This window comes from Methanosarcina sp. UBA289, from assembly GCA_002496565.1.
In the GTDB taxonomy this organism is placed as follows: domain Archaea; phylum Halobacteriota; class Methanosarcinia; order Methanosarcinales; family Methanosarcinaceae; genus Methanosarcina.
Window position 1 is genome coordinate 18,261 of the sequence record DAKJ01000020.1, and the last position, 433, is coordinate 18,693.

The 433-nt window shown below is 38.3% G+C and carries 1 protein-coding gene; it reads left to right on the forward strand.

Annotated elements, in window-relative coordinates:
* A partial coding sequence (locus BP549_RS12230; protein ID WP_292380994.1) for a PKD domain-containing protein occupies positions 1–433 on the forward strand: 433 nt, incomplete at both ends.

The following is a 433-nucleotide window of genomic DNA, read 5'->3' on the forward strand; positions in this document are numbered from 1 at the left end:
ACACCCACTGCATGGAAATGGAATTTTGGAGATGGAACATCATCAACCCTACAGAATCCAACACATAAGTATTCTAAAGTAGGAAAATACAAAGTAACACTGACAGTAACAAATGAAGCTGGAAGTAACACGATTACAAAATCAAATTATATAACAGTGACAACAGGTTTCCAAGATTCAGTTGCTGAGTTTTCGGCATCTCCAACCTCAGGAAATATACCATTAACAGTTGCATTTACTGACAAAAGCACAGGAACTCCTACTTCATGGAAATGGAATTTCGGAGACGGAACATCATCAACAGCCAAGAGTCCAACACATAAGTATTCCAAAGCAGGAAAATACACAGTAACACTTACGGCAACAAATGCAGCTGGAAGTAACACGGTTAAAAAATCGAATTATATAACAGTGACGACAGCTGCGACAAAAC